This is a genomic window from Streptomyces achromogenes, from assembly GCF_030816715.1.
GTDB classification, from domain to species: Bacteria; Actinomycetota; Actinomycetes; order Streptomycetales; family Streptomycetaceae; genus Streptomyces; species Streptomyces achromogenes_A.
In genome coordinates, this window is the sequence record NZ_JAUSYH010000001.1 from 7,230,556 (window position 1) to 7,249,647 (window position 19,092).

At 69.6% G+C, this 19,092-nt stretch carries 16 protein-coding genes and 6 pseudogenes; 4 read left to right on the forward strand and 18 right to left on the reverse strand.

Going from position 1 to position 19,092, the window contains the following annotated elements; translation table 11 throughout:
- Nucleotides 1-165 precede the first annotated feature (165 nt).
- The 5 genes from QF032_RS32325 to QF032_RS32345 form a co-directional block, all read right to left on the reverse strand.
- The gene (locus QF032_RS32325) at nucleotides 166-669 is read right to left on the reverse strand and encodes a peptide deformylase (protein WP_307058759.1); all 504 of its coding nucleotides are present in this window, start codon (nucleotides 667-669) and stop codon (nucleotides 166-168) included.
- Between the two features lie 166 nt (nucleotides 670-835).
- Nucleotides 836-1,606, reverse strand: a complete 771-nt coding sequence (locus QF032_RS32330) for a phosphotransferase family protein (RefSeq protein WP_307058761.1) — start codon at nucleotides 1,604-1,606, stop codon at nucleotides 836-838.
- 2 nt (nucleotides 1,607-1,608) lie between these two features.
- Nucleotides 1,609-2,079: an NUDIX domain-containing protein gene (locus QF032_RS32335; protein ID WP_307058763.1), complete on the reverse strand. Its 471-nt coding sequence runs from the start codon at nucleotides 2,077-2,079 to the stop codon at nucleotides 1,609-1,611.
- Nucleotides 2,072-3,217, reverse strand: a complete 1,146-nt coding sequence (locus QF032_RS32340) for a hypothetical protein (RefSeq protein ID WP_307058765.1) — start codon at nucleotides 3,215-3,217, stop codon at nucleotides 2,072-2,074. Before QF032_RS32340 ends, QF032_RS32335 begins: the two co-directional genes overlap by 8 nt.
- A gap of 341 nt (nucleotides 3,218-3,558) precedes the next feature.
- Entirely contained in the window at nucleotides 3,559-3,831 is a 273-nt protein-coding gene (locus QF032_RS32345; RefSeq protein WP_307058767.1) for a hypothetical protein, read from the reverse strand.
- Nucleotides 3,832-3,839: 8 nt separating this feature from the next.
- Between QF032_RS32345 and QF032_RS32350 the strand changes: the two are divergent.
- A pseudogene (locus tag QF032_RS32350) lies at nucleotides 3,840-4,007 on the forward strand (ABC transporter substrate-binding protein); the annotation flags it as partial.
- A 192-nt stretch (nucleotides 4,008-4,199) separates the two neighbouring features.
- Here the strand turns inward: QF032_RS32350 and QF032_RS32355 are convergent.
- Nucleotides 4,200-4,721, reverse strand: a complete 522-nt coding sequence (locus QF032_RS32355) for a winged helix-turn-helix transcriptional regulator (protein ID WP_307058769.1) — start codon at nucleotides 4,719-4,721, stop codon at nucleotides 4,200-4,202.
- 107 nt (nucleotides 4,722-4,828) lie between these two features.
- On the opposite strand from QF032_RS32355, the gene QF032_RS32360 reads away from it, so the two are divergent.
- Complete coding sequence (locus tag QF032_RS32360; protein ID WP_307058771.1) at nucleotides 4,829-6,424, forward strand: phytoene desaturase family protein; 1,596 nt, start codon at nucleotides 4,829-4,831, stop codon at nucleotides 6,422-6,424.
- 432 nt (nucleotides 6,425-6,856) lie between these two features.
- Here the strand turns inward: QF032_RS32360 and QF032_RS32365 are convergent, their stop codons facing one another.
- The 3 genes and pseudogenes from QF032_RS32365 to QF032_RS32375 all read right to left on the reverse strand — a co-directional run bounded on the left by QF032_RS32365 (nucleotide 6,857) and on the right by QF032_RS32375 (nucleotide 9,501).
- Complete coding sequence (locus QF032_RS32365; protein ID WP_307060576.1) at nucleotides 6,857-7,015, reverse strand: hypothetical protein; 159 nt, start codon at nucleotides 7,013-7,015, stop codon at nucleotides 6,857-6,859.
- Between the two features lie 509 nt (nucleotides 7,016-7,524).
- A pseudogene (locus QF032_RS32370) lies at nucleotides 7,525-8,569 on the reverse strand (rhamnogalacturonan lyase family protein); the annotation flags it as partial.
- A 107-nt stretch (nucleotides 8,570-8,676) separates the two neighbouring features.
- Nucleotides 8,677-9,501, reverse strand: a complete 825-nt coding sequence (locus QF032_RS32375) for an SDR family oxidoreductase (protein WP_307058773.1) — start codon at nucleotides 9,499-9,501, stop codon at nucleotides 8,677-8,679.
- 140 nt (nucleotides 9,502-9,641) lie between these two features.
- Here QF032_RS32375 and QF032_RS32380 point away from each other — a divergent pair, with 140 nt between their 5' ends.
- Nucleotides 9,642-10,529 (forward strand): helix-turn-helix domain-containing protein, encoded by an 888-nt coding sequence (locus tag QF032_RS32380; RefSeq protein WP_307058775.1) that lies wholly within the window; start codon nucleotides 9,642-9,644, stop codon nucleotides 10,527-10,529.
- A gap of 21 nt (nucleotides 10,530-10,550) precedes the next feature.
- Here the strand turns inward: QF032_RS32380 and QF032_RS40730 are convergent.
- The 8 genes and pseudogenes from QF032_RS40730 to QF032_RS32415 form a co-directional block, all read right to left on the reverse strand.
- A pseudogene (locus tag QF032_RS40730) lies at nucleotides 10,551-10,661 on the reverse strand (molybdenum cofactor biosynthesis protein MoaE); the annotation flags it as partial.
- A pseudogene (locus tag QF032_RS32385) lies at nucleotides 10,659-11,069 on the reverse strand (radical SAM protein); the annotation flags it as partial. The pseudogenes QF032_RS40730 and QF032_RS32385, both read right to left, overlap by 3 nt.
- 73 nt (nucleotides 11,070-11,142) lie before the next feature.
- Entirely contained in the window at nucleotides 11,143-12,297 is a 1,155-nt protein-coding gene (locus QF032_RS32390) for an XdhC family protein (RefSeq protein ID WP_307058778.1), read from the reverse strand.
- Nucleotides 12,298-12,437: 140 nt separating this feature from the next.
- The gene (locus QF032_RS32395; protein ID WP_307058780.1) at nucleotides 12,438-14,651 is read right to left on the reverse strand and encodes a xanthine dehydrogenase family protein molybdopterin-binding subunit; all 2,214 of its coding nucleotides are present in this window, start codon (nucleotides 14,649-14,651) and stop codon (nucleotides 12,438-12,440) included.
- Complete coding sequence (locus QF032_RS32400; protein ID WP_307058782.1) at nucleotides 14,648-15,628, reverse strand: FAD binding domain-containing protein; 981 nt, start codon at nucleotides 15,626-15,628, stop codon at nucleotides 14,648-14,650. Before QF032_RS32400 ends, QF032_RS32395 begins: the two co-directional genes overlap by 4 nt.
- Before the next feature lie 12 nt (nucleotides 15,629-15,640).
- The gene (locus QF032_RS32405) at nucleotides 15,641-16,282 is read right to left on the reverse strand and encodes a (2Fe-2S)-binding protein (protein ID WP_307058784.1); all 642 of its coding nucleotides are present in this window, start codon (nucleotides 16,280-16,282) and stop codon (nucleotides 15,641-15,643) included.
- 147 nt (nucleotides 16,283-16,429) lie between these two features.
- Nucleotides 16,430-17,029, reverse strand: a pseudogene (locus QF032_RS32410) (flavodoxin family protein).
- 721 nt (nucleotides 17,030-17,750) lie between these two features.
- Nucleotides 17,751-18,089, reverse strand: a complete 339-nt coding sequence (locus tag QF032_RS32415) for a MarR family winged helix-turn-helix transcriptional regulator (protein ID WP_307058786.1) — start codon at nucleotides 18,087-18,089, stop codon at nucleotides 17,751-17,753.
- Nucleotides 18,090-18,125: 36 nt separating this feature from the next.
- Between QF032_RS32415 and QF032_RS32420 the strand changes: the two are divergent.
- Nucleotides 18,126-18,236 (forward strand): annotated as a pseudogene (locus QF032_RS32420) (4-hydroxy-2-oxovalerate aldolase); the annotation flags it as partial.
- 25 nt (nucleotides 18,237-18,261) lie between these two features.
- Here QF032_RS32420 and QF032_RS32425 read toward each other — a convergent pair.
- Nucleotides 18,262-18,816, reverse strand: a complete 555-nt coding sequence (locus tag QF032_RS32425) for a TetR/AcrR family transcriptional regulator (RefSeq protein ID WP_307058788.1) — start codon at nucleotides 18,814-18,816, stop codon at nucleotides 18,262-18,264.
- Nucleotides 18,817-19,092 lie beyond the last annotated feature (276 nt).

The window sequence follows — 19,092 nt, forward strand, 5'->3', positions numbered from 1 at the left end:
GGGTGGCCCCGCCGCTGACGGGCCGGTGCCGGCGGTAGACGTCCATCGGCGCACGCCTGCGCTGGTGGTAGGGAGCGAGCGGGGCGTCGGGGTCGATGCTAGGGGCCGCGCGGGACGGCTGGTCCTCGGGGCGGGCGTGCTGTCCACGGTCGTGCTTTGGCTCTTTTACTCGTATGACCAGGCCCGGCCGGTGGCTTCGGCCGTCTTGCGGTACTCCTCGACGGGGATCGGGGTCACTCCGGGCCGCATTCGATTCAGCAGCAGAAGACCGTCAAGGTGATCGATCTCGTGCGCGATGAGCCGGGCTTCGCCCCGTTCGTAGACCGTGGTCATGGTGCTGCCGTCCGGCGTCACCGTATCGACGGTGATCCGCAGGGACCTGGGAACCGGGGCCCGTACGTCAAAGAACGACAGGCAGCCTTCGAATTTCTCGTCCATCTCGTCGGAGGCGGCAGCGATACGAGGGTTAAGGAGCACGATCGGGTCGGCGCCGGGCGGCTTGACGACGGCTGCGGCCCGGCCGATGCCGATCTGCGGGCAGGCCCAGGCCCTTGCCGGAGAAGTCGTGTGCGCGGCGGATGCGTTCCATGGCGTCGAGGAGTTGGCTAATGACGGTCTCGGCGGTCTTCCGCTCGTCTGGGAGACCAAGGGGGCGGGCTGGCTCAGCAAGGATGGGGGCGCCGTACTGGACGATGCCGAGATCGCGCATCTGCTGGCTGGGTCGCACCCGGATCAACTCCCCCTTCGCGGACGGTCATCGGGATTCTGCCCCACGGCGCGCTACGAGGCGGTTCGTTTCGGCCTCGACGGCCGGTGACGGGCCCGCGGTTTCACATCATGTGATGGTGCCGGTGGTGAGGGCCAGGGCGTGTGCCCGGACTTCAGGGTCGGTGGCCAGAGCCGCATCTGCGAGGAGGTGGAGACGCCAGTACAGCTCCAGGCGTCGCTGGTCGGCTGGAGCGGGCCCATGGGTGAGCACGGGCTGAGGTGAGAGCAGGCGTAGACGTACGGCGAGGCGGGCGAGGTCGGACATCGGGTCGCCGAAAGCAGCGAGTTCCCAGTCCAGCAGTAGACGTGGGCCCTCTGGGACGCGGAGGAGGTGTCCGGGCTGGAGGTCGTGGTGGAGCAGCCGGGGCTCGATGTCGAGATTCACTCGGTCGAGGTCTTGGTGGAGGGCTGCTGCGACGGTAACGAGATCGGGTGCCGTGGCTGTGTACAGGTTCAGGCGGTCGTGGAGGTAGTCGCGCCAGGTGTGGTGGCGAGTGGCTCCGGCGAGGCGTCCGAAGTGGGTTCCGGGGATGGCGTGGACTGTGGCGAGGGGACCGGCAAGTTCATCCAGGAACTGGTCGGCTGGGACGGACTCGGCCTGGACGACGCTCTGGGCGGTCCAGGCCGGCTGCCTCTCGACGTGGGCGTGCAGCAGGCGGGGGCTGGGGGCCCGGTGATGGGTGAGGAGGGCGAGGGCGGCGGCCTCGTTGGCGGCACGGGCCGGGTCGCTGTAGTGCTTGAGGATGTACGGCTCGCGTCCGCCGACGTACCAGACGCGGTTGGCCTGGCCAGTAGTGATTTCGGTGGCGCCGTCGGGGACGCGGCCGTCGATCCTCATAGTCAGGCGATGTCGCCGAGGTAGCGGGTGGGAGGCTCGCCGTAGGCGAGGTCGGCGATTGGTCCCCGCAGGCCCTGGGGCAGGAGGTTGAGGCCGGGCACTTTCTCCAGTTCCACCCATTCGAGCCCGGTCTGTACGTCGTCTTCCGCGTGGCCGCCGAGCTGGCCCGGGTCGCCTTCGGGCCGGCACAGGAAGATCGCTTCCACCCGGTGGTCCTCCAGGGCGCCGCCGTGATTGGCGCCGATGTACTCGCGCAGCCACAGTAGGCGTTCGGGCGTCACGTCCAGGCCGGTCTCCTCGTGTACCTCGCGGCGGACGGTGGTGCCGAGGGCCTCGCCGGGGTGCTGGCCGCCGCCGGGAAGGAAGTAGCAGTCCTGTCCCTCCCAGTGGGCGCGCTGGAGCAGGACATGGCCGTCATGGAGGACGACGGCCTTGGCCGCGTTGCGGACAGTCGTGGTAACGGGTTCAGCCACGGGGCTCCCATTCGTGCTCGGGGGTTTGAGGTGTCCAGCGTTCAGTCTTGCCGAAGCCGAGGCGGCGTCCGGTGGCCTTGGCCCAGATGAGCCGCCAGGGCCCGCCCAGCCGGATGAAGGGCTGGAAGGGGCTGGCCACGACGAGCGCGATCGGACGCGCTGGGGCAGCGCGCGGGGTTGGCTCGGTGGTGGGGGGCGGGATAACGCGGTGGTGCAGAGCGGGTGCCAGGGCGAGCAGCCGGGCGGTTGTGATGGGGCCGTGCAGCAGGACGCCGGCTGCGGCGAGCCCGGCCCATAGGGGGCCTGCCCACCAGGCGCTGGCCACGGCGGTTGTCAGCAATGGTGCGCCGAGGAGCCAGGCGGCTTCGTCCGCCCACTCCCGCAGTACGAGGGCGGCCCTGGCCGGCCGGGGCAGGGCGCTGGGCAGGTGGGCGACCTTTTGGGCGTGGCGGTCGGGACGGGCGGAGGCGGTGAAGGCGAGCGCGTGGAGGTTGGTCAGTCCGGCGGTGTCGGTGTAGGGCTCGTCGAGGACCAGGGCGGTGGATGGTGCGAGGTCGGCGCCGAGGAGGGAGAGGCGGTGCCCGGTGCCGAGGTCTTCCATCGGTTCGGGGAAGCCGCCGAGCTGGCGCAGGGCGGGGAGGTGTACGGCCATGCCGCACCCGACGGCGTACACCATCGGCCGCAGCCACATCCGGACCGGCTCCGGGATCCGGGAGTGGGTGAGCCATTGGTGGAGGCGTACGCGGGCGAGTTCGATGCTGAGGGAGCGCCGCAGCTGGTAGATCCACTCCTCGGTCAGCAGCAGGCCGGCAATGCCGCGGGGGAAGGGGCGGCGGCTGAGCAGAAGGAGCCGCTGTTGCTGTATCAGTGCCGGCATCCGGCCGGTGCGCGTCCGGTGGGCTGCGGCGGCGTCGGCGAAGGCGGTCAGGGTAGCCGCGTCGGGGACGGCGTCGGCGTCGTAGACCAGGATGAACGTGTCGTGGGCGTGGGCGTCCTCGCGCCAGCCGAGCGGCCCGAGCACGTCGGGGAGGCGGTCGAGGGCGAAGTTGAGCTGTCCGGGCTTTCGGCCGCCGACATCGGGCTGGTGCAGGTGCACCACCGGCAGCCCGCTCGTGGGGCCGGTGGTCAGGGCGGTCACGATGTCGGCGGGGGCTTGTAGAAAACCTTGTTGAAAATCCAAGGCGTGGATCTTCGACAAGGAGCACAAGCCCGCTGGTCAGACGTAGTGCGACGCTCTCCGCAGGGTCACCTGAGCAGACGACGCGACGTACCAACGGCTGACCGGTCATAGCCTAGCGGATGCACGTCGGCGAGGGCCCTCTGTATGGGGGACGTAGGCGGGACGGCGAGCTGGAATGCCTCTGACCTGCGTGCCCGTGGTTTGCAGTGCATGATTGGTGGACGTTGAGGGGGCAGGGACCGAGGGCGGTTGGGCCGTTCTGCTCCCTGTGTCAGCTTGTGGGGCTACTTGCCGCTGTCTCAGGGTGCCTGGCACGACAGGCCGCCCTTGTTGGTGGAGGAAGGGACCTCTTGCGCTGCCCGCAGGCCGGAGCTCACATTTCGCGGGTGCGGCAGCCAGGCCACGCCTGCCACGCAAGGCGTGAAAGCCGCAAGGCGGACCGGCATCGGACTGCGCTCGAGCTGGCCTTCGGCCAGATGTGATCGCGTCCTTCCTTTCTGGGACTTCTTGACCAGGTCCGGGTGTTCCTGCTCGTACTGCGTCAGGTATTTCGCGACGTCGACCAAGGCCACCGCGGAGGTCCCTCGCCTACGCCGACGCCCACCCGGACGAGGTCCGCCAGGTCGTCACCACGCCTACGGACATCCCCGCGGCGGTGCTGGCGAAGGTGACCCTGCCGGAGTGGCCGGTCGAACCGGGCCGTGCGTCGATCGAGGCGCTGGAGAAGCTGGGCGAGCAGGACGGGCTTCAGCAGCGCCTACGCGGAGGCGAGCGTGGCCGGGGCGACGCTCGCGACGGGCAGGCCACGTGGCCGAGTAGCCGACTGATGGGGCGGCTCCGAGGGCACTCCGGTCGCGACCGAGTGTGCGGATCCGTCAGCGCCAGAGGTGCCACCGGGTTCCGACCCCGTGTCCACCCGCCAACTACCGCTGCGGACCGGTCAACCGGACGCGGATGCGGGCCGCGCCCCGGGGCCGGGGACTGCCGAGACCTGGCTGGGCGTGGTGATCTCGTGCCCGGAGGTGCACGTCACCCCCGTCCGGACCGGGCTGCCGCAGTCGCGGTGGAGCAGGGTGACCGTGGATCCGTCGGGAGGGACGAGCCAGTGTTCGGCCCAGTCGTTGAGGGCGATCAGAATGGGGACCAGGCTGCGGCCCTTGTCGGTGAGGCGGTACTCGTCGCGTCCGCGCGCACCGGGAGCTCGGTAGCGGGTCTTCTCCAGGATGCCGTCGGCGACGAGGTCCCGGAGGCGGGCGGACAGCACGCTCGGGCTGATGCCGCAGTGGCGCTCGAAGTCGTCGAAGCGTCGCGTGCCGTAGAAGGCCTCTCTGATGATCACGCCTGTGGTCCGCGGGCTCAGGGACTGCAGGGCGAGGTTGATCGAGTCGGGTTCGATGTCCCATGCGTCCCGCTGCCACCGTTGCGGGTGGGCCTCTGGCGCTGCTTCAGCTGAGTCGCTCACGTGTCCCTCTCCTGTGTGTTGCCCCAGCCTAGCCGGACCTCTAGTCTGACTACTGTTTTACAAAGCCAGATACGGACCCGGATGCGGGTCAGATGAGGGAGACACGCGTGAGCATCGGTGAGAGCTACCACCGCAGCACGGTCGACCAGGTGTGGGATGCGATCGTCATCGGTTCGGGGATCGGCGGTCTGACCACAGCCGCGTTCCTGGCCCGGGTCGGGCAACGGGTGCTCGTGCTGGAGAAGCACTCGACGGCGGGCGGTGCCACCCAGACATTCCGGCGCGCTGGATACGAATGGGACGCCGGGCTCCACTACATGGGCGACGTCCACCGGCCCACCAGCGGCCTGCGCCGGATCTTCGACCACATCAGCGGCGGCAAGCTGGAGTGGGCACCGATGCCGGACGTGTACAACCGGGTCTTCATCGGTGACCGGGAGTACGAGTACCGGTCCGGTGTACAGCGGTTCAAGGACCGGATGAAGGAGTACTTCCCTCTCGAAACCGGGGCCATCGACCAGTACGTCGACATGGTCCACGCGGCAAACCGCGCGGCTCGTCCCTACCTCGCTCATCGCAGCCTCCCGCACTCGGTGGGGGACACCCTGTACGACGACCTGGCCGCCCCCTTCCGCTCGTACGCGGACCGGACCGTCACTGAGGTGCTCACCGACCTCACTGACGACGCGGAGCTGCGCGCGGTGCTCAGCGGCCACTACGGCGACTACTCTCTCGCCCCCGGTCGCGCCTCGTTCGGCATGCACGCCATGCTCATCCGCCACTACATCGACGGCGCGAACTTCCCCGTCGGAGGCTCCGCACGGCTGGCGGAGACGGCGACCGACGTCATCACCGCGGCCGGGGGAGCCGTGCTGATTTCCGCGGACGTCGCGACCGTCATGCTGGACGACAAGGGGTCCGCATGCGGTGTCGTCATGTCAGATGGAAGGAGTTTCCGCGCGCCGTTGGTCGTCAGCGACGCCGGTGCCCTCAACACCCTGACCCGACTGCTGCCGGATCAGGCGCCCGCACCCTCCCGGCTCGTCGACTCGCTGCGTTCCATCGGCCCTTCGCAGACGTACGTCATGCTCAACATCGGGATCCGCGAATCCGGTGACCGGCTCGGCCTCGACCCTGCGAACATCTGGGCCCACGCCGGCCCCGACATCGACGACGACATAGCCGCGTTCGAAGCCGACCCCGAGCACCACGCCATGCCGACATGCTTCCTCACCTTCCCGTCCCTGAAGGACCCGTCGTGGGAGAGCCGGTATCCGGGACGCACGACCATCGACATCGCGGGGCTGACCACCTGGTCGTTGTTCGAGCCGTACGCGGGGAGCGCCTGGATGCGCCGGGGTGCCGATTATGAGCGTCTGAAGGACAGGCTGACCGAGGAACTGCTGGGCCAGGTCTTCCGCTTCTGCCCTCAGCTGGAGGGCCGCATCGACCACACCGAGCTGGCGACGCCGCTCAGCTTCAACCACTTCCTCGGCAGGGAGAGGGGCGACTTCATGTCCCTCGCCCACACCCCGGAACGGTTCGCCCTGCGTGACCTCGGTGCCCACACTCACGTTCCCGGCCTCCTCCTCACCGGCCAGGACGTGGCGTCGGCCGGCGTCAGCGGCGCCATCATGGGCGGCGTCGTCGCGGCTTCCGCAGCTCTGGAGCGCGACGCGCTGGAGGACCTTGCGCCTGCATAAGCCCTTCGGCGTGTTTGCGACCGGAGCGTCCGAGGGGACGGCCGGAGACCTCGGCCCGACGACCTGAATGACCCACGCCATCGGGTGCACAGGCCAGAGGTGGCGCCTCAGATGTTGATCTCGCCAGTAGGCCAGGTTGCCGCCGCACCCCTTCTCGCAAGTCTTCGGTCTGCGCGAGATGTTCAGTCGCGGCGCAGAGGCGAACCTGCGACGTCTGGAAAAGCTCTGGCGCGCCGCCCATCCGGTGCATGCCCTGTGGGAGCCGAGCATGAATCGCACAGCTTTGCGCTCCCGATCAAGTTCGTCGCGCTCGCCAACCACAGGCCGGCGGTGCGCGCGGAACTGATTTCTTACTTTGCTCGCGTCCGGCGACCGCAGGAGAAGATCCTCACGACAGCCCTCGTCGGCCGCTCGCCCCTCGGGGAGACCCGCTCACCCGCCGCGCTGACCGTCCTGATCAGCGGCGTGCTCCGGATCCTGGTCAGCGTAGGTGTAGGTCGCGAACTGGAGCTTCGCCGCGTCGGCGTGCGGTCCGATCACCGCGACGTTCAGTCCCTTGGCGAGTGGGAGGATCCCGTCGTTCTTCGCCAACACCACCGAATGCCGGGCCAGTTCCCGCGAAAGCTCCGCACCCTCGGAGGCGGTCGGAGCGGGGCCCGTACACAGGTCGTCGCCGAGCGCTGCGTACCGCGCTGACGTCGACCGCCGACCACATCAAGATGTTCATGCCTACGAGGAGGGAGCGGGCCGCATCGACATCATGGCCGAGTGGAAGTCAGTCAAGGCCGACCCGGCCGCCCACGAGTACAGCGTGAAACCCCTGGTCGACACCGCGCTCGACCAGCAGCTCAAGACGCCTTGACGAGCTGCGACGCGAACGCGCCGCCTACCGCCGACTCCACCACGATCTCCCTCTGATGTGGTGGCCGTGGAGCGATCCGTCGGTCTGGAAGACGATCCCGACGGACCTCTCGCCCACGGTGCCGGCGGCGACCATGAGACCGGTTCTCACCCCACCGGACCGTACGCCGCGGCAGACCCAGGCCGCGGCGAACGGCGTCGCGTCACGAGATCACAGGCGGAGTGCCCGCCGGTGTTGGGGAGGAGGTGGTGTCGAAGGTCCAGCGGCGGGTGAAGGCACCGTTCCGCCAGTCCCAGGCGGCGATCACCGTGCGGGTGTAGTAGCCGCGGGCCATGATCAGGGAGGGGCGGGCACCGTCGAGGTAGGCGGTGCCGGCGAGGAAGCGGTCGACGCGGTTCCCGTAGTTGTCGCCCCAGGAGGAGACCGTGCCCCGGCCCGGGCGTAGTCCACCGTGCCCATCGCCTTGCCGGTCTGGCCGTTGAACATGGTCAGGTACTCGGGCCCGGAGAGCACGTAGCCGCTGGAGTTGCGGTGGTCGGCGGAGGAGCTGCCGATGACCGCGCCGGTGCCGTCCTTGGTGGCGTCGGCGGTCTTCATGGCGACCTCGGCCTTGCCGTCGCCGTCGTAGTCGTACACCTGGAACTGCGTGTAGTGCGCCCCGGAGCGGATGTTGCGCCCGAGATCGACGCGCCACAGCCGGGTGCCGTCCAGCTTGATGCCGTCGGCGATCGTGTTGCCGGTGTAGCCGGACTGCGAGTTGTCCTTGGCGTTGGTGGGATACCACTTCAGGACCAGGTCGAGCCTGCCGTCGCCGTCCAGGTCGCCGACACTGGCGTCGTTGGCCTCGTAGGTGTAGGACACCCCGTCCGGTGTCCTGCCGCCGGCCGGCGGCGAGATCGGCACGTCCAGGTATCCGGACCGGAACTGCAGCGCGCGCTCGGAGGGGGCCTGCTCGGTGCCGTTCACACCGGGCGCACCATGTACTCGGCGGAGTTCGGGGCGCCGGAGTCGACGTAGGTCGTGGCACCGGTGAGCGGCGAGGAGTTGAGCTTGGTGCCGCCGCGGTAGACGTTGAACGCCACCTCGTTCGGGTCGGTGGCCAGCCAGCGCCACGACACCAGGTTCCCGCTGCCGGTGTGGACGCTGGTCAGACCTCGGTCGAGGCGCTCCACCTGCCGTGCGGTCGCGGCGTGCGTGGTCTGCGGCAGCACGGTGAGCGTGGAGCTGGCCAGTGCGACGGCGGCGACGAGAACGCCCGCGACTCGGCCGGCCGAGGTCAGCAAACGGGCGTGACCACGCCCAACACCTCGGCCGGCGAGCGTGCGATCGCCTGCTGCGCGGGCTGCCACACGCTCGTCGGCTGTTCCCCTCGGCTTGCTGGCGTCGCAGGTTATGCGGCGGCGCCTTGGGCTTGTGTGGAGACGTCGGCCCATTCGTTCCAGGTCTTCAGTCGCTCGGCGTAAACCTGTGGGACGAGGTGGAGTGGGGCGGTGCCGAAGAAGACCCGCAGGGGCGGGTTGTCGGCGTCCACGATCTTCAGCAGGGCCGGGCCGGCGGCGGCCGGGTCGCCGGTTTTGACGTCGCCCCAGGCGGCGGCCACGGCCGCGCGCAGGTCGTCGTAGGCGGGCAGTTGGTCGGCGAAGGTGGCGGAGGAGCCGGCCCAGTCGGTTTCGAAGCCGCCGGGCTCGACGAGGGTGACCTTGATGCCGAAGGTGGCGACCTCCTGGGCGAGGGCCTCGGTCAGGCCCTCCAGGGCCCACTTGGAGGCGTTGTAGCCGCCGAGGTTGGGGAAGGAGACGACGCCGCCGACAGTGGAGATCTGCACGATGTGGCCGCTGCCCTGGGCCCGCAGGAGGGGCAGGGCGGCCTGGGTGACCCACAGGGCACCGTAGAAGTTGGTCTCCATCTGGCCGCGGACCTGCTGCTCCGTCAGCTCCTCGACCGCGCCGAACAGTCCGTGTCCGGCGTTGTTGACGATGACGTCCAGGCGGCCGAAGTGCTCGTGCGCCCGCTGGACGGCCTCGAATGCGGCGGCCTTGTCGGTGACGTCCAGTTTCAGCGGCAGGATCGCCGCGCCGTGGGCGGCCACCAGGTCCGCCAGGGAGTCGGTGGTGCGGGCGGTCGCCGCAACCCGGTCGCCGCGCTCCAGGGCCGCCTGGACGAACTGGCGGCCGAAGCCGCGCGACGAGCCGGTGATGAACCAGATCTTGCTCATGGGAAAGCACTCCTGTTCGAGGTGAAGTCTTATGGGGAGACTGTACATCTCTCTGATACGTAGTATCAAGTTGAGTCTTAGAATTGATCGTGTACGCTCTCCGAAATCGGTGAGGCACGTTTCACAACTGGAGGACAGAGATGTCTTCACATGTGGCGCCCGGTGACCAGCTGACATCCGGACTCGACCGGCGTACTGAGCTGCGGGAGTTCCTGCGTTCTCGCAGGGCCCGGCTCAGGCCCGAGGACGTGGGCCTGCCCTCGTACGGGCGGCGGCGGGTTCCCGGCCTGCGGCGCGAGGAGCTGGCGCAGCTGGCAGGGGTGTCGTACGCGTACTACGCGCGCCTGGAGCAGGGATACGGCGACACCATGTCGGCCGAGGTGCTGGACGCCGTCGCCCGCGCCCTGCGTCTGACCGAGGAGGAGCGAGGCCATCTGATCCGGCTGGCCCAGCCCGACCGACAGAGCACGACGCAGGCCGCGCCCCCACCGCAGCGACTGCGGCCCACCCTCCAGCACCTGCTCGACACGCTCGGCGTACCCGCCTTCGTCGTCAGCCGGCGCATGGACATCCTGGGGTGGAACCGGCTCGCCGCCGCCGTCTTCGGGGACTGGGGCCAGCTGCCGCCCGAGGAGCGCAACGTGGCCCGGCTGACCTTCCTCTCGCCCGAGGCGCGCGACCGCTTCGCCGACCCGGAGCGCGTGGCGCTGGGCATCGCCGGCGTTCTTCGTATGAACGCCGGCAAAAGTCCTGGTGATCCACACTTCTCTTCCCTGATCCAGGAGCTGTCGCAGAAGAGCGAGGAGTTCCGGCGGTTGTGGGCACGGCACGAGGTGAGCTGCGGGATCATCGGCGAGTCCGTGCGGATGCGGCACCCGATGGTGGGAGAGTTCGACCTCGTCTACGAACCCGTGACGCTGCCCGGGGGCGCCCCCATGCGGCTGATGACCTACCCCACCGAGCCGGGCTCCCGGTCGGAGGAAGCCCTGAGGATGCTGGCCAGTTGGGAGATGGAGCCGCTGCGCTGAGAAGTGGGACCGAAGACGCAATGCGCCGACCCAATCATCGGTACCGCCCGAGAACTTCTGGTGCTTCCAGATGGGCACCTCGTGCTTGAGATCGTTGATCAGTTTCCTGCGGGCTACGAAGGCATCTTGGCGGTCCCGGCGGGTCAAGGTCCTAAAGACGTCCGGGCGCAGGGTGTCCAGGGAGACGTTGACCCGGTCCAGGCCCGCGGGCTTCAGGGACGTCGCCGTGCGCTTGAGGCCGATGCCGTTGGTGGTGAGGGACGCCTGAGGGCGCGGGTCGAGGGCGGCGACCCGCTCGACGATGCCGACCAGGCCGGGGCGCAGCAGGGGCTCGCCGCCGGTGAAACGGACCTCAGTGGCGCCGAGGGCACGGACCGCGATGTCGACGAGGCGGACGATCTCGTCATCGGTGAGCAGGTCCGGCTTGGCCGGCCACTGCAGGCCCTCCTCGGGCATGCAGTACGTGCAGCGCAGATTGCGGCGGTCGGTCCGTGGCACCCTCAGGTCGGTGGCCACCCGGCCATGGGTGTCGATGAGCACGTGGGGCCTCTCCTCAACGCGTATCGGATTCTTCTGGCTCGTCAGCGAGCGCGCGACGACTCGGCGCGCGCTGTCATGCGGCCAGGAGCTCGACCGGTGACGGCATCCGGGCCACCGGGACGGAGCCGTGGATGGGACCGGGGACGCGGGACAGGGGCAGGCCGGTGCCGTTGTTTGTGTGGGCGATGATCTCGGCGGTGATGGAGATCGCTGTCTCTTCGGGGGTGCGGGCGCCGAGGTCGAGCCCGATCGGGGAGCGCAGGCGGGCTAGTTGTGCCTCGGTGACGCCGGCTTCGCGCAGGAGTTCCAGGCGGTGTTCGTGGGTGCGGCGGGAGCCCATCGCGCCGATGTAGCCGACCGGGAGGTCAAGGGTCAGGCGCAGCAGCGGGATGTCGAACTTGGCGTCGTGGGTCAGGACGCAGATCGCGGTGCGGGCGTCGACTTTTGTGGCCTCCAGGTAGCGGTGGGGCCAGTCGACGACGACCTCGTCGGCGTGCGGGAAGCGGGCGTGGGTGGCGAAGACGGGGCGGGCGTCGCAGACGGTGACGTGGTAGCCGAGGAAGCGTCCGGCCTGGCTGAGGGCGGCGGCGAAGTCGACGGCGCCGAAGATCAGCATGCGGGGCGGTGCCGCGTGGGTGTGGACCAGGAGCGTCAGCTTCTCCGGGCAGGTGTCCGCGTCCCCGCCGACCTCGACGCGGGCGGTCCGGCCTGCCCGCAGCAGCGCGCGGACCTGGGTGGCCGCCGCCCGGTCCTCCTGCCGACCGCCCAGTGTCCCGTCGTACGCGCTGCCGCCCCCGAAGACGGACAGGGTGCGGCCGAGAAGGTGCTGCGGCCCGTCCACCACCTGGGCCACGGCCACGGGCAGACCGGCCAGCACCTGTTCCAGGGCGGTGGTGAGGTGGGGCTGGTCGGCGGGGTCGACGCGCTGGACCAAAACCTCCAGCTCGCCGCCGCAGGTCAGTCCCACGGCGAAGGCGTCGTCGTCGGAGTAGCCGAACCGGGCCCGTTGCGGGAGTTCGCCCGGCTCCAGCACCTGTTGGCACAGCTCGTAGACGGAACCTTCCACGCATCCTCCGGAGATGCTGCCGATCGCCTCGCCGTCGGGGTCCACGGCCAGTGCGGTGCCGACCGGCAGGGGTGCGCTGCCGCTGACCTTGATGACGGTGGCGAGCGCGAAGGGGCGGGCTTCGCGGCACCAGCGGTACAGCGTGTCCGCGATGTTCAGCATGAGTGGATCTCCTCGGACGGTTGGGAAGCCCGCCGCCGCGCCGGCATGAGGGGATGGAAGGCACGGCGGCGGGCCGATCAGTGGGACGGTTCCAAGGACCCCGGCCGGGCGGCGGGAGAGGCCCTTTGCCGCCCGGGGGTTCAGAGCAGGGCTTCGGCGGTGATGGGCAGTTCGCGGACGCGGCGCCCGGTGGCGTGGAAGACGGCGTTGGCGATGGCGGGTGCCACGCCGATCTGCACCAGTTCCCCGAGGCTCTTGACGCCGATGGGGTCGGCCCTGAAGTCCTCCCCTTCGAGGTAGACGGCCTTGAGGTCGGGGATGTCGGCGTTGACGGGGACGAGGTAGTCGGCGAGGTTGGCGTTGACGATCCGGCCGTCGCGGTGGTCGGTGACCGTGTGCTCCAGCAGGGCCGCGCCGATGCCGCCCACCATGCCGCCGATGGCCTGACTGTCGGCGAGCTTGGGGCTGATGATGCGCCCCGCGTCATAGACGCCGAGCATCCGCCGCACCCGGACGAGACCCAGCCGGGCGTCGACGGCGACTTTCGCGAACATCGCGGCGTAGCCGTACATCGAGTACCGCCTCTGTTCGTCCGGTTCCGGTGCGTAGGACCCGCGGGCTTCCAGGTGGGTGCGGTTGTTGCGGGCCAGGAGCTGCCGGTACGTCTCCCCGCGTGCAGGGTTGCGCTTCACGTGCAGCCGGCCGCCGCGGACCACGATGTCGTCGGTGTCGACGCCGTGCAGCGGTGAGCGCTGGTCCTCCACCGCGAGTTCGATGGCCTGCTGGCGCAGCTTGTCGCAGGTGTCCTGGACGGCGGATCCCACGCTGGCCATGGTCTGTGAGGCGCCCTGCGGCGGGGCCTGCGGCATGGTCGAGTCGCCCAGCCGGAAGGTGACCTGGCGTACCGCCAGGCCGAGGGCGTCGGCGGCGACCTGGGTCATGGAGGTGTACGTGCCCGTACCCACGTCATGGGTCGCGGACTGGACCACTACGGTGCCGTCGGCATCGAGCCGGGCGTGGGCGTGGGCCTCTCCACGGAAGACGTCGTAGCAGCCGGTGGCCACGCCGGTGCCGATGAGCCAGTCGCCGTCGCGGGTGGAGCGCGGCCTGGGGTTGCGCCGGTGCCAGCCGAACTCGCGGGCGCCGACACGGAAGCACTCGCGCAGTCGCCGTGTGGAGAAGGGCTGCTGCGTCGACGGGTCTTCGCCGGGCTCGTTGCGCAGCCGCAGCTCGATCGGATCGATGCCGAGCTTGTAGGCCAGTTCGTCCATCGCGGTCTCGATGACGAAGGCGGCGCTGCCGTAGCCGGGGCCTCGCATCCACATCGGGGTGCTGACGTCGAGCGGCACGGTCTGTACGTTCTGGCTGACGTTGGGCACGGCGTAGAGCATCTGCCCGAGCGCCTGGTTGGCCTCCCAGAACTGCTCGTAGCGGGAGGTCTCGTACTTCAGCTCGTGGGTCATCGCGGTCAGCCGCCCGCGCCTGGTGCTGCCCAGGCTCAGCTTGTACTCGTAGGCGGGCCGGTAGCCCACCGTGAAGTACATCTGCCTGCGCGTCAGCGCGAGCTTCACCGGGCGTCCCACCTCGCGTGCCGCGAGTGCCGCGATGACGACGTGCACCCCGGTCCGCAGGGCGTTGCCGAACGCTCCGCCGACGAACGGCGAGAGGACGCGCACGTTCTCCGGCGGAATGCCGAACACGGACGCTGCCTCGTTCTGCGCGCCGATCACCCACTGGGTCTTGTCCCACAGGGTGAGCTTGTCGCCGTTCCAGCGGGCGATGGTGGCGTGCGGCTCCATCGGGTTGTGGTGGTTGCGGGAGAGCCGGAAGGACGCCTCCATCCGGATGTCCGCGGAACCCAGCGCTTCCTCGGCATCGCCCCGTGCGTAGGGCTGCGCGAAGGGCGGGGGCCCGGCTTCGGTCGGGCTGCGGGTCAGGTCGGTCGCGGGTTCCTCGGTGTCGTAGGAGACCTCGACCAGGTCGGCGGCGTGTTGCGCGGCCTCCAGCGTGGTCGCCACCACCACGGCGACCGGCTGGCCGAAGAACTGGACGGCATCGTCCTGGAAGGCGCGAAGCCGCCGGCCGGGGAAGGGGAAGGTGACCGGGTTGTCGCGGTACGCCAGCTTGGGCGCGTTGAGGTGGGTGATCACCTTCAGGACGCCGTGCTGGGCCTCGGCGGCGCGGGTGTCGATGCCGGTGATGCGTCCGCGCGCGATGGTGCTGCTGACGATGACGGCGTGGACGACGCCGTCGATGTCGTGGTCGGCGGCGTACTTGGCCTGGCCGGTCACCTTCAGTCGCCCGTCCACCCGGGAAAGCGCTGCGCCGACGGCTGCCTGCGGCTGGGGGCTCATGTGCTGTCTCCTACGGTACGCAGCTGGCGTTCGACGGTGCGTTTGAGCAGTTCGACCTTGAACCGGTTGTGCTGGAGCGGCCGGGCTCCGTTGGCGGCGCGGTCGGCGGCCTCGGCCCACAGCCGGTCAGAGGGGCGTTCACCGACGAGGGCTGCTTCGACGGCAGGGAGCTTCCACGGAACGGTGCCCACGCCTCCGGCTGCGACGTACGCGTCCCGGATCACTCCGCCGCGGATGTGCAGCGCGACGGCCGCGGAGGCCAGAGCGAACTCGTAGGACTGCCGGTCGCGCACTTTCAGATAGCCGGACCTGAGCGGACGCGGAAGGGCGGGAATCTCGACAGCGGTAATCAACTCGCCCCGGCGCAGTGCCTGTTCACGGTTCGGGGTGCTGCCGGGCTTCAGCAGGAAACCAGCGAAGGGGACTTGGCGGCCCCCGTCCGGGCCCAGCAGATGCACCTGCGCCTCCAGTGCCGCGAAGGCCACGGCGGCGTCGGAGGGGTGGGTCGCCACGCAGTCGTCGGAGGTGCCGAGGATCGCGTGGGTGCGGTTGACGCCGTGCAGGGCCGCGCAACCGGAGCCGGGCTCACGCTTGTTGCAGTCGGCGCTCACGTCACGGAAGTACGTGCACCGGGTGCGCTGCATGATGTTGCCGCCGATGGTCGCCATGTTGCGCAGTTGCGCCGACGCGCTCAGCTCCAGCGCTTGCGAGATCACCGGATACAGGGAGCGCACCTTGGGGTGGGCGGCGGCCTCGGCCATCCGCACCAGCGCGCCGATGCGCAGGCCACCGCGCCGGGTCACGGTGACCTCACCCAGCGGCAGGCCGCTGATGTCGACGAGCGTCTCGGGGCGTTCGACGGTCTCGCGCATCAGGTCGACCAGGGTGGTGCCGCCGGCGATGTAACGACCGCCGTCGCGGGCCGCGTCGAGGGCTTCCCGGGTGTCGGAGACCTTGGTGAAGGAGAAGGGATGCATGGGGGCCGTGCCTCATTTCCCGTGCGCGGTCTGCTCGACCGCCCGCACGATCTTCACGTAGCAGCCGCAGCGGCAGATGTTGCCGCTCATGAACTCCCGGATCTCCTCCGGTGAGCCGGTGTGGCCCTCCTTGATGCAGCCGACGCCGGACATGATCTGGCCGGAGGTGCAGTAGCCGCACTGGAAGGCGTCCTGGTCGATGAACGCCTGCTGCAGCGGGTGCAGTCGGTCGCCCTTGGCGAGGCCCTCGATGGTGGTGACCTCGGCGCCGTCCAGCCGTACCGCCAGGGTCAGGCAGGAGTTGACCCGGTGGCCGTCGACCAGGACGGTGCAGGCGCCGCAGGCGCCGGCGTTGCAGCCCTTCTTCGAGCCGGTCAGCCCGAGGTGTTCGCGCAGCAGGTCCAGCAGTGAGGTCCGGTTGTCGACCGTGACGGTGTGCCGCTTGCCGTTGACGGTCAGGGAGACGCGGCTGCCGGGCTGTTCCTCGGCGGCGTCCGCGGGTTCGGCGCCGAACACGGACGGCCCGGCTATGAGGCAGCCCGCCACGACCGCGCCGCCGACGACGCTGGTGCTTGCGATGAACGTGCGCCGGGACGGGGCGGACGCGGATCCCTCGGGGAGGGAAACAGTTGACTCGGGGGGCTCGGTGGACATGACCACTCTCTCGGTCGACGGAAGACGGATGGCGGTACCGACCACCGTCATGTGCACGAATCGTCGTGAGTACGAGACATCACGGCCTCTGTCAGGAGGACGTGACAGCGCACATGCGGGTGGTGGCGTGGCGGCGCCGCAAGGCGGTCATGCGGCGGATTCCGTGTCGGACTCGGGCTGTGTGTAGACGCCCGGGAAGCGGGCGGGCGGCGCGTCCTGGTCGAAGAACGTCTTTGCCCGCGCCAGCGCCTCCGTATCCTTCAGGACGTCGCCCGGCGCGGTGCCGTTGCCGCGCAGTACTCCACCGATTGGGGCACCTCCCACGCCCTTCAGGCAGTGGGGGATCATGTTCAGGAAAGCGGCCCAGTTTTTTGGCGGTGACGCCCCACAGGGTGCGTCCGGCAATGGCCGCCCGGCAGCCTGAAGCCGGGGGTCTCCATCCAGGACGTCCAGTGGTCCAGGTAACGCTTGGTGTGGGAGGACAGCGAGTACCAGTACACGGGGAGGCGACCACGATGTCGGTCGCTGCGAGGGTGGCGTTGAAGAGCAGCGCGAGGTTTCACGCCTCGGGCCGTGCGGTGTGTCCCGCGCCGTGCCGCAGGTCGAAGTCGGGGAGGAGACGCTCGGCGAGCGAGATCCACTGCTGCTCGATGTCGGCGGGCAACTGCGGGCGGCCCGACGCGCGAGCAACTCGGTGTTCCCGTCGCTGCGATGGCTGGCGAGGACGAAGAGGAAACGGCGGGACAATGGGGGGCTCCTTGATCGAGCGCGTGGATGACCACCGCGTGTGAGCAGTCCCGCCGGGTGGCGTCGTGGTCTGCCGTGTCCCGGCGGTGCCGGTCGGGCCGGCGTCTCGGGACGCGGTTCACGCCGCGGCGGACGAGGCGAGCCGTCGGGCCAGGAGGAGTGCGGCGGCCGGGGGGTTGAACACGATCGGCAGCCGCCTCACCAGACTTCCGGTGCGGCACGACATTCACTGTGCGGCACACGGCGCGATACAACGAGCACAGGTTTTTGGGACGCCTCGGGTACATACCACTGCCGTTGGTACGTCTGGCAGTAGCAGTCAGAGCAGTCAGAGCAGTCAGAGCAGTCGGACCGTCGGCGGTGGTCGTCGTGCCGTCGTGCCGTCATGCGTGGGGAGGGTGCCCGGTATCGGACACCCGCCCCTGTCGCAGTCGTCCCTCGTCCTCGGCCGGCCCCGGCAGCCGGGCATGCGGACACGGCGATCGTACGGTTCGCATACGGCTCCGAGGGCACCGCAAGATTGAAGGCACTACTGGGGTCGGCGACCTACCGAACCGTCAGCGCGACTGCTCCCGAGCAAAGACAGTCCACCGGCCGCCCAACGGCGTAGGAATCTGCGGAACGCGCAAGGCTCCCCCCAGAGTGCCCGGCCACCGGGTTACGCTCCGGCGCAGCGCTGCTGGCGCACCATCCGCAGCGAAAACCGCGACGGCCGGTGATGTCAGTCGGTGGCGTCGCGCAGCGCCTCGTTGATGTCACCCAGCGCGCCGGTCAGCCGCCTGTAGTCGTCGCGGGCCACGGGCGTGACGAAGTACCGCTCGACGACACGGGAGTGAACGGCCGCGGCCTGAAGGAACAGGGTACGGCCGTGATCAGTTGGTTCCACCAGGACGCTCCTGCGGTCGTCCGGTGATGGGACGCGGCGGACCATGTCGGCTTCTTCCATGCGGTCGATCAGCCGGGTGGTGCCACTGCTGGTGAGGGTGAGGTCGTCGGCGAGCTGGCGCTGGGAGACCTCCTCTCCCGGCTTGCGGCTCAGCCTGATGAGGACCTCCAGCATGGTGTGGCTGATCCCGCACTCGCGTCGCAGGGCAGTGTCGATACCCGTGCCCTCCTCGTCGAGGTCGGCCGCCGCGGGATGCTCGGCGGTCAGGAGGACATGATCACCGATATCGCTCTCGACCTGCTCGGCTGCAGCCGAGCCTGACGGGCACCTCGACCGGCGGGCCCGGTTACTCTCTCAACGCGCCCATCGCCCGGTCGAGCAGCACGGCCAGCGGGACAGTACCCTCACAGGCCACCCATCCCGTGGCTGCCACGTCCAGGCAGGCGAGGGCGGCGGCGGCCAGTGCAGTCGCCCTGGTGTCCTCCGGCCGGTCAGGGCTGACTCCCAGCCGCCGGGCGATTTCCGGAACCAGCAGTTCCTGCCAGCTGAGCGTCTTCTCGTGGTGCCCGGCGCGCAGTGACGGCGTCTCCTGCAGCATGCGCAGATAGGCGAGTGTCTGCTCGGGCGCCTGCGCATTTGCCTGCGTGAGGACGTCGAACGCCCGGCGCAGTGCTTTCCAGGGCCGTTCGTCGTCGGGGCGGGCGGCCAGCGCCTCCGCGATCTGACGGCCGGATTCCACCAGGCGTCCCAGGACGATCTCTTCCTTGGTTCCGAAATACCGGAACAGACTGGCGCGCGACAGGCCCACCTCGGCGGCGATCCCAACTCGGAGGCCATTTCGCGAGTGCACAGCCCTGCCGTTGTCGGCATGGTCGATCAGACACAACAGCGCCTTGCTCACCCACGCCTGACAGGCTCTCGACGCCACTCCTGACCGTCAGTGCCAAGGCGACGCGAACAAGGCCGATGTGAATCGCCCGCCGCTCTCGATGCTGCCTGCTGTCCTGCTCACTCGGCTCGTGCTTTTGCCGCCCAGCAGCCTCGCTCAGTCCGGATGGCGGCCACCACCGAGGCCCTGGTGGCGGCCGCCACTCCGAAACCGGCGGAACGCTTCACCAACCGCTCCTTCGCCGAGTATCGGGCCAGGATGCGGAGGGCAACTGGTTCGACCTATCGG